This window comes from Caldicoprobacter algeriensis, from assembly GCF_023838525.1.
Classification (GTDB): domain Bacteria; phylum Bacillota; class Clostridia; order Caldicoprobacterales; family Caldicoprobacteraceae; genus Caldicoprobacter; species Caldicoprobacter algeriensis.
Map to the genome: position 1 here is coordinate 46900 of NZ_JAHUQD010000016.1, position 9298 is coordinate 56197.

The window sequence follows — 9298 nt, forward strand, 5'->3', positions numbered from 1 at the left end:
TATATACATATATCCAGAAATTTAGCTACACAACTGTTTGCCTTAAGGAGTGTGTCTTTATGTACAAAATACTGGTAGTGGATGATGAAAAGTTGGAGCGGGAAGGTATAAGGGAGCTTTTGGCGTGGATGGAATTGAATATAGAAGTGGTGGGTGAGGCTTCCAACGGGAAAAAGGCATTGGAAATGGCACAGCAGATAAAACCAGATATTGTTGTTACAGACATAAGAATGCCAGGAATTAGCGGAATCGAGCTGGCAGCGCATTTAAAAAAGCAGTTTCCTGATATCAAAATCATTTTTGTCACTGGATATCAGGATTTTGAGTATGCAAAGAGAGCCATTTCTCTAGGTGTATGTGGATATGTGCTTAAACCCATTGATAAGGAAGAACTTTTTACAGTTATAAAGAAAGCGGTAGATGAGTTTGAATATGAGCAGCATAACAAAGAAGAAAAACAAATGCTAACTCGACAGATTGAAGAGAGTCTTCCACTTTTACAGCAGCAATTTCTAAGAAGCTTGCTTTTGGGTTCCAGCAATTTAAATGATGAGTTGTTGACACGGTTAAGAGAATTCAGAATTTCTTTTGAGGCAAACACATACCGTGTAGCTGTAGTAAGCCTGGATAATTACCGTATTTATGAAAAGAAGTTTTCGACGGAGCAAAAATTGAGGTTAACTCAGTCAATCTTATATCGCTTCAACGATATGGTAGGCAGTAATTTATGTAGTGTAGTAGTGCAAATGGAAGATAATCTTTTCGCCTGTCTTATTCCTCAAGCTGAAGGTTACACGCAACAAACGATGGAAGCCGTTTTGGTAAAGATGATCGAAAGGATTGAGTTAGATTATGGAATAACTGCAACCGTTGGAATAAGCCAGAATGCATCCTCATGCAGACAATTGCACCAATTGTATCAGGAAGCTTTGGCAGCAACGAGGCATAAAAATGGTATATGGGCTCCGGAAAGGTGATATGGGCAAATGGATTACCCGATGTGCCGCGGGATATTGGTATGGAACAAGAGGTAGAATTAAGATATGCAGATCTTCAGGCAGGCATTACGAGATTTGTTCTATCAGGAGATGAGCATGGAATAGGCGAGTATTTGGAGCAATATTTTGATAATTTACCAGCAAAGGTAAAGAATTCTCAAAAACTTATTCAGAATTTATGCTTGAGAATTTTGGAGATTGGTGAACGTTTACTGGCTGAAAGGAATGAATGTCTGTCTGATGTATTTGGAGATCGTGTAACAATGCTGGAAGAACTTCTGTCGTTTGAAACCTTTCTGGATGTTAAATCATGGGTTATTTCCAGGATGAAGGAACTTGCCATGTATATGCACAGGAAAAGTGCTGATAGAAACAGCCGTGTTGTTAAAAAGATTATTGATATTATCAATGAGCGGTATTTTGAGGATCTTACTGTAGAACTGCTTTCACAAGAGGTATATCTCTCTCCTAATTATATTAGAAAAATCTTTAAAAATGAAACGGGTCAGACTATCCTGGAATACCTTACACAGGTTCGGATGAAAAAAGCCGCTGAAATGATGAAGGACCCATCATTGAAGATATCCGATATTTCCCGGAAGGTGGGCTATGGAAGTGTATCCTATTTTGGACAGATATTCAAGCAGTACTTTGGTGTTTCGCCAAAAGAGTACATGGCATCGGTGGAGGAACTATGAAAAAGCTTATAAAATTTAGAAAAGTGCTTTGTAAAATACGAGGTTTAATCAAGCACTGGGAGGAAAACACAAAGATTAAAAAAAAGCTGGCGGTTTCCTATTTTGCTCTTGTGTCCATAGCTGTCCTATCAATTGCGTTTCTTTCTTATGTGAGAATTAACACCGTGCTTTTGGAGCTAGCAAAAGAGGACGCACGCTACTCGGTTCTTCAGTTGGAAGAGAATATAAAAAACAGGCTGGGATTGTATGAGGAGATATCGAGGAGCGTGTTTTTTAATAAGGAATTGATAGACCTGATAACAAAGAGATACAGAAGAAGACTGGAAGCATATGATGCTTTTGTGAAAGGGAGAACTATATTGGACACTTTGAAGGTTGTAGACTCCAATATCAGTCGGATATCGGTCCAGCTTTTTAATGACAGCTTTTTGTTCGATGGAGAATATTTTATACTGGCAGACGAAGAAACCATGGCATCATTATTTCATGAAATAATGCAGACCGATACGGGAAAACTATGGACAAGTACCTATAAAAATTGGAAGAAAGAAGATGTAATTGCACTTCACACGCTTTTATATGAATTTAAGAGGGGTTTTCACATTGCTGGCATTTTGCAGATCGAGATACCTCAGAAGATTATCCATGAGTATATCGAAGCAGAATCCAATAATAAAGACATCTATATTCTGCACTCAAATGGACATGTGATTACGGCAAGCGACAAGACAATTATTGGGGATAACCTGGTTAACCTCCCCTACATTAAAAGAGTGTTTGAAAATGATAGTGGCGAGTTTGTTTTCAATGTCAATGGACATGAATCGCTGATTGTTTACAACACTATGTATAATCAGTGGAAGATTGTATATGTTATTCCTTTAAAAAATCTGATGAAGGATACATCCAAATTAAATTACTTTATCCTCATGATATGCTTGATGACAATTGCTGGTCTATGGGTGCTGACCCGTCTGTTGGCAGGGAAACTAACACAACGGTTGAATTTGCTGGCGGAGGGTGTTCGAAAGGTTGGAGAAGGCAACTATAAGAATAAGATAAACCTTACCGGTAGTGATGAGGTGGGACAACTTGCTCTTTTGTATAATCAGATGACTGAAAAACTGGAATATATGTTTGAAGAAGTATATGAAGCCAATATTAAGAGAAAGCAAGCCGAACTATGGGCCCTTCAGGCGCAGATCAATCCTCATTTTCTATACAATTCGCTTTCCTCTTTAGGGTGGCTTGCGTTGAAGCGAGGCGTTCCTGAACTGAGAGATGCCGCTATTGATTTGGCTAAGTTTTATCGCTTTTCCCTTAGCCGTGGGACTGACATTATAACGCTTCATCAAGAGATTGAGCACATCAAGACATATGTAAGAATCCAGAGGATGCGTTTTGGGGATAAAGTATACGTTTCTTATAACATTGAGGAATGCCTATACAATTACAAAATTTTGAAACTTACCTTGCAACCACTGGTGGAAAATTGCTACAATCATGCCATTAGGGAAGATGAATCCGTATTGAATATAGAAATCAAAGGATATATCGAAGGCAATCATGTAGTATTAGAAGTAATTGATGATGGTATTGGAATGAATGAAGAAGAAATCATTAGCATTCTTAATGGTAGTAGGAATAAACACGAGAGTCAGAGGGGATATGGAATTATGAACGTGGACGAGAGGATAAAACTCCATTTTGGGCCGGAGTATGGAATAAGTTTAAATAGCATGCCTGGTGTGGGTACAATAGTTAGAATATTACTTCCACTTCAACAAGATGTTTGAATTGTTGCCTCAATTGTGTTGAATTACGATAGAAATGATAAATTTCTTATATTGTTTTTTGACTATTTGTAGCCTATAATGAAAACAAAGTTGATTAAGCTTATGGGGGAGAAATCAATGAAATTGGAGAAAAGAAGGGAGCTCCAGTCAGGAAGAGCTACAAATAGTCGAATATGGGGAACCGTGTATAGACAACGATATCTTATACTGATGTCGGTCCCGTTTATAATTTGGATTTTTATTTTCTGCTTTGGGCCAATGTATGGGTGGCTAATGGCGTTTCAAAATTATGACCCTAATAAAGGGGTTTGGAAGAGCGAATGGGTAGGATTGCGCCATTTTATATCATTTTTCCAAAATCCTGAAGCGTTAAGAGCTGTGAGAAATACAGTAGCCATTAGTGGTTTAAATATTATAGCAGGAAATATTTTTCCATTGGTATTGGCATTAATGCTTAATGAAGTGAATAATATCCTGTTTAAACGGACTATTCAAACAATATCTTACCTACCTCATTTTGTATCTTATGTGGTTATTGCAAATCTATTCCTTACCATTCTTGGATTACAGGGACCGGTAAATGAGATTCTGATAAAGTTGGGCTTGGTCAAACAGCCAATCAAGTTTTGGTGGAATAAGAATACATTCTGGTATATGTTAACAGGGGTCAATGTGTGGAAAGAGGTCGGATGGGGAGCAATAATATATCTTGCAGCAATAGCAGGAGTAGATCAAGAACTATATGAAGCAGCTACTGTTGATGGCTGTGGTAGATTTAGGAAAATATGGTATGTCACCATTCCTTCCATCTTACCCACTGTAATTGTGCTATGGATTTTAAGTCTTGGAGATATCTTTAATGCAGGTTTTGATGCATCCTATTTGCTGGGTAATCCGGCGACGCGGGATACCTCAGATGTCATTGCTACCTATGTTTATCGATATGGTATAAATATGGGGATGTATTCTTTTACTACTGCTGTCAGTTTAATGCAAATTTTCATAGGTTTCATTCTCATATTCATATCCAACACCTTAGCCAAAAGATTTACTGACTATTCACTATGGTAGAAGGAGAGGAGCTAAATGAAAAAGAGTTTGGGAGAGAAAATCTTTGATTGGGTAAATGGTGTGCTGTTGACTGTTATGGCTGCCTCCATGGTATATCCATTTATATATGTATTGGCCATATCGCTGAATGAGGCAGCCGACAGTAATAGGGGAGGGATCTTTTTTCTACCCCGAAAGTTTACCTTGGACAGTTACAGAATTGTTTTTGAGAATAATGATCTTGTGAATGCTGCCTTGGTAAGCGTGGGTAGAACTGTTATAGGAACTGTACTGACTGTTTTATGTTCTGCCATGTTTGCCTATGTATTTACAAAACCTGAATATATAATCTACAAACCTATGAAGGTCATCTTTTTTATGGCAATGTTTTTGGGTGGAGGAGCTTTGATCCCGGTCTATATGTTATACCGGTCTCTAGGCCTTTTAAACAGTTTTGCCGTTTACATTATACCCTACCTTGTGAATCTGTGGTTTGTCATACTATTCAGGACCTATTATATACAGCTACCGAAGGCTCTAGAAGAGGCTGCATTGATAGATGGTGCAAATGAGCTGAGAATCTTCTTTACAATTATACTTCCATTATCTACTCCTATGATTGCTACAATTGCCTTATTTGCAGCTGTGGATCAGTGGAATTCCTGGCGTGATACTCTGTTTTTTACATCCAAGGAATCGCTTAAAACCCTTCAGTTTGTAATGATGGAGGTTATGCAGAAAGCCCAGGCCAGAACGATGATTACCAGAGCTGCAATGAAGATGCAAAGAATTCGACAGGTACAGACCGCAGACCCAGTATCTGTTAGAATGGCTATCACCATCGTTACAACTGTTCCTATTGTATGTGTTTATCCTTTTCTTCAGAAATATTTCATCAAAGGAATGCTAGTAGGTTCCATGAAGGGGTGAGGGATAACCTGATAATACCTTTCATGTTAATAACCTGCATAAACTGTATTTTAGGAGGGATATGAATGGTAAAAGAGTTTAGGAAGTTTCTGGTAATTATTTTGACGGCGGCTTTACTGCTTTCGTTATTGGCGGGGTGTGGAGCCAAGACAGAAAATGAATCGGTTCAGGAGGAACAGAGCTCAAATGAACAGCAAGGAGAAGGCTCTGCCTCAGGTACAGAAGGTATTCCTTCAATTGCTGAGGATGCCAAGAATCCAATAACTTTTTCAATTTTTGTAGGTGGAGCAAATCCTATGAAAGGTGATGCACCAATTCTGGCCGAAATGGCTAAGAGGACGGGTGTATCATTTGACATTCGCGGAAGTGGAGGACAGGACAGCGAAATATTGAGCATTATGCTTGCAAGCAAAGATTATACTGATATTGTCATGCTTCCGAGAGATAATTTGTTCTACAGATATTTAAGTTCTGGCGATTTAATTGATTTAAAGCCCCTGCTTCAAAAGTATGCTCCTACGGTTTATAAGCTATACAATCTTCCTCAAAATGGTAGTCTCATTGATCGGTTTTCAAATGAAGAAGGGAAGCTATATTATTTAACTCAGGATCTGGAACTCTTAAGGGAAGGAGAAGAACCGGTTGAAAATCTAGAGGCTTCCGATTATGAACAGGTGTGGCTCCCGTGGCATAGAGTCCTGTATGTTCTGTATCCGGAAGTTGAAGAGGTCTACGGCAAAAAAATTACCAACCTGGATGAATTATATGATGCGCTGGTAGCGTACAAGGAAAAGTATCCAGACAACGATCACTATGCCATGTCCATGTCCAGCACGATGGGAGGGCATATGATTTGGGCAGCCTTATCCATGTATGGGTACAAGGTATTGAGTCATGGGATATACGGCGGGGTGTATGCAACGAAAGACGGGCAGAATTACATGTATGTTTTCAAAGCTCCTGAACTTCTGGAATTTTTTAAATTCCTCAATAAGTTATACAGGGAGGGACTCATGGATCCAGAAGGTCCTATTCAAACGCATGACCAGTTCCAGCAGAAGATGAACAGTGGAAAGGTCTTCTCCATGATTGGAAACTGGGACGTGATCTATACAGCAAATGATAGTTTGTTGCGTGATGAGAGTACCAAAGACAAGATTTATATCCCGCAGAAGCTGATGGCACCGGGAGTGACACAGCACTGGCAGTACAACTATGCGTATACAGGGAATAACGCTATGGTTGTCACAAATAAGTGTCCGGATCCTGCGCGGTTGTTTAGATTCTTTGAGTGGCTGTACAGCGATGAAGGTCTGGTGCTGAATGGCTGGGGAATTGAAGGAGAAGACTATATCATCAATAGCGAAGGCAAACGTGATATAAGCCCAGAAATAGACCAACAAATGCAGGCCGATCCGGAATATGGATGGAAGCGTGGTTTGCAATTTTTCCAAGGCGTTATTAATATTCCCGCTTATACTACTGATGGACAGGGTGCTAATAACTGGATGGCTCCTTATTATAAATCGGAGGAAGGTAAGGATCCCCGTGATTTGAAAGTCAGACAGTCACCCCTGAACTGGCATAATGACTGGGTAGGTACTTTTTACAAGGACTATGATGAGGTTGATATTTATGTTGACGCAGAATCCCCAGAGGCGATGGCGCTGGCACAGGCGCAAGCCTTGATCGATGATGCTGTTTCCAAGATGGTATTGGCAGAGTCCGAAGTGGAAGTAGAGCAGATCTATCAAGAGACTCTTCAACAGATGGAGACAAACGGGATAGCGCTGTGGGAAAAATACATTAATGACACAATTGCTTCCCGGAGGTCCAATAACAATCAATGAGATACTAAGATTGTGAGGGTTACAAAAAAGCCGGGAAGGCCTTCCCGGCTTTATATATCTTCTCCTGTTTTAAGTTTTTTGCTTTTATTTTTGAACGGGATTAATCGACATTTGATTTCGATTATTTTAATTACTAGCGGGAGTTGAAAAAATGCCTGAAGAGAGAATGATGCGCCGGGATATGAGGAAACAGTGGTGGGAGCAGTGTTTGGGAATTATGAGGTTTATGCCGAAAGTGAATAGCCAAACAATTAGAGATATCATAAAGTGCCTCGATGAAGTAAAGGAATGGGGGTTTGATGCAATAGAGATATTTGCACCTTACCATGGCGGCAAAGAGTATGGAGGGCTGGATGTTTACAATTATTATTCAATTGACCCAGCAATCGGTACTATGGATGACTTCTTGGAGTTAATTAGAATCAGCCATGAAAAGGAGTTGGCGATAATTATTTTTATAAACATGGGATATTGTGCAATGGACTGTCCGGCGTTCCTCAAAGCATGTAGGGATATCAAAGCAGGTATTAACAGTACGGAATCCCGGTGGTTTCTTTGGAGTGATACTGGCACAGAGAAGTTAGATAAAAGCCTGGCTCCTTATTTTATGAATGATACCGACGGACACTGGTGCTATAATGAAGAGGCGGGGAAATATTACTGGGTAAAATGGAATGGGATTCATGGAGATGTAGAACTGCCGCAATTCAATTTTGGCGATCCGGGGTGGCAGGAGGAGTGCTCAAAGGTTTTGAAATTCTGGTTGGAGACCGGGATTGACGGCATGATCCTTGATGCTGTTAACTGGTATCTCAACTGCAACTGGGAGATCAACAAAAGAGTCATAACGGATGCTATTCGTCAATACCCTAATCAATATATTCAGCCCGAGGGAGCCGGCGGGTTTAATGATGATTCCGTATTGTGGATCACAGAAGGTGGATATAATTCTGTGCAGGATTACGGGCTTTCCATATGGTGGAGCGGGCATGACGTCATCGGAGAAGCCATACAATCCGGAGATCCGTCGGGGATTGAAGAAGCTCTACGGAGATATCGTGACCGGGTGGTGGCTGCTAGAGGCGTAACCTATCTCGGGCCTTATTGGAATAAGGAAGTATCGAATGAACAGAGGCTTTTAGAAATAGCTACCATCGCAACAGTGGGTGAGCTGTTTCATGCCGATAGCAGGCTTCTGAATTTAGCATGGCCTGAAGAGGATGTGCATAAAGCCAAAAGTATTATAAGGGCTTTACAGTCTTATCCCGCGCTTCAAACGGCAGGCAGCAGAAGGAGGTTAAGGACAAATGATGATTCCAAATATTATGCATTCATTCGTACTAGTAAGGATGGGTTACAGAGCGTGTTAGTAGTCTTGAATTTTCAGAAAGTAAGTGCTGATATAAATGTAGAACTTGATACTTCATTGATATTAAAGGATGTCTTTACAAATAGAGAAATTAGAGTGTCAAAGAATGCACAGATTTCCTTACCACCTTATGGGTATGGCATATATTTAATAACTAGCTAATTATCGTAAATGGTGTATACTACTATATTAAAAGGAGAGGTGTAGTAAGTAATGGGAAGAATACCTGAGAATTATATAGAAAAGGTTTATGCAGGATTGTTGGGTAAAATTATTGGCGTTCGGCACGGTGCACCGGTGGAGGGATGGAGTTATGAAAGATTGGAAAAGGTATATGGGGAGATTGATGGTTACTTGGTGGATTACCGGGAATTTGCGGCTGATGATGACACTAATGGACCCATGTTCTTCATAAGAGCTCTGGAGGATTATACCTATACTTCCGATATTACAGCAGAGCAAATAGGACTTACCTTGCTACAGCCATGAGGAGTAAATTTTTTAACAATACCATATAATAACATTTTGCCTTAATTTTCTATGTTAAATATTTCCAGTATATTTCTCTCTCTTTTACGCCAAAAAGACCGGCTAAGGTTCATCCTCA

At 39.8% G+C, this 9298-nt stretch carries 8 protein-coding genes; all 8 read left to right on the forward strand.

Features of this window, described 5'->3' with window-relative positions; genetic code table 11:
* Positions 1-59: 59 nt before the first annotated feature.
* Positions 60-977: a response regulator gene (locus KVG29_RS09620; RefSeq protein WP_252228202.1), complete on the forward strand. Its 918-nt coding sequence runs from the start codon at positions 60-62 to the stop codon at positions 975-977.
* Positions 959-1696 carry an AraC family transcriptional regulator gene (locus KVG29_RS09625; RefSeq protein ID WP_252228204.1) on the forward strand — a complete coding sequence of 246 codons (738 nt, stop codon included), beginning with the start codon at positions 959-961 and terminating at the stop codon, positions 1694-1696. Before KVG29_RS09620 ends, KVG29_RS09625 begins: the two co-directional genes overlap by 19 nt.
* On the forward strand, positions 1693-3492 hold the full coding sequence (locus tag KVG29_RS09630) for a sensor histidine kinase (protein WP_252228205.1): 1800 nt from the start codon (positions 1693-1695) through the stop codon (positions 3490-3492). The genes KVG29_RS09625 and KVG29_RS09630 overlap by 4 nt, the downstream gene beginning before the upstream one ends.
* A gap of 117 nt (positions 3493-3609) precedes the next feature.
* The gene (locus tag KVG29_RS09635) at positions 3610-4563 is read left to right on the forward strand and encodes an ABC transporter permease (RefSeq protein ID WP_252228206.1); all 954 of its coding nucleotides are present in this window, start codon (positions 3610-3612) and stop codon (positions 4561-4563) included.
* A gap of 15 nt (positions 4564-4578) precedes the next feature.
* Positions 4579-5472: a carbohydrate ABC transporter permease gene (locus tag KVG29_RS09640; RefSeq protein ID WP_252228207.1), complete on the forward strand. Its 894-nt coding sequence runs from the start codon at positions 4579-4581 to the stop codon at positions 5470-5472.
* Between the two features lie 65 nt (positions 5473-5537).
* On the forward strand, positions 5538-7322 hold the full coding sequence (locus KVG29_RS09645; RefSeq protein ID WP_252228209.1) for an extracellular solute-binding protein: 1785 nt from the start codon (positions 5538-5540) through the stop codon (positions 7320-7322).
* A 151-nt stretch (positions 7323-7473) separates the two neighbouring features.
* Positions 7474-8853, forward strand: coding sequence for an alpha-amylase family glycosyl hydrolase (locus tag KVG29_RS09650; RefSeq protein ID WP_252228210.1), 1380 nt, complete (start codon positions 7474-7476; stop codon positions 8851-8853).
* Between the two features lie 51 nt (positions 8854-8904).
* On the forward strand, positions 8905-9180 hold the full coding sequence (locus tag KVG29_RS09655) for an ADP-ribosylglycohydrolase family protein (RefSeq protein ID WP_252228211.1): 276 nt from the start codon (positions 8905-8907) through the stop codon (positions 9178-9180).
* Positions 9181-9298 lie beyond the last annotated feature (118 nt).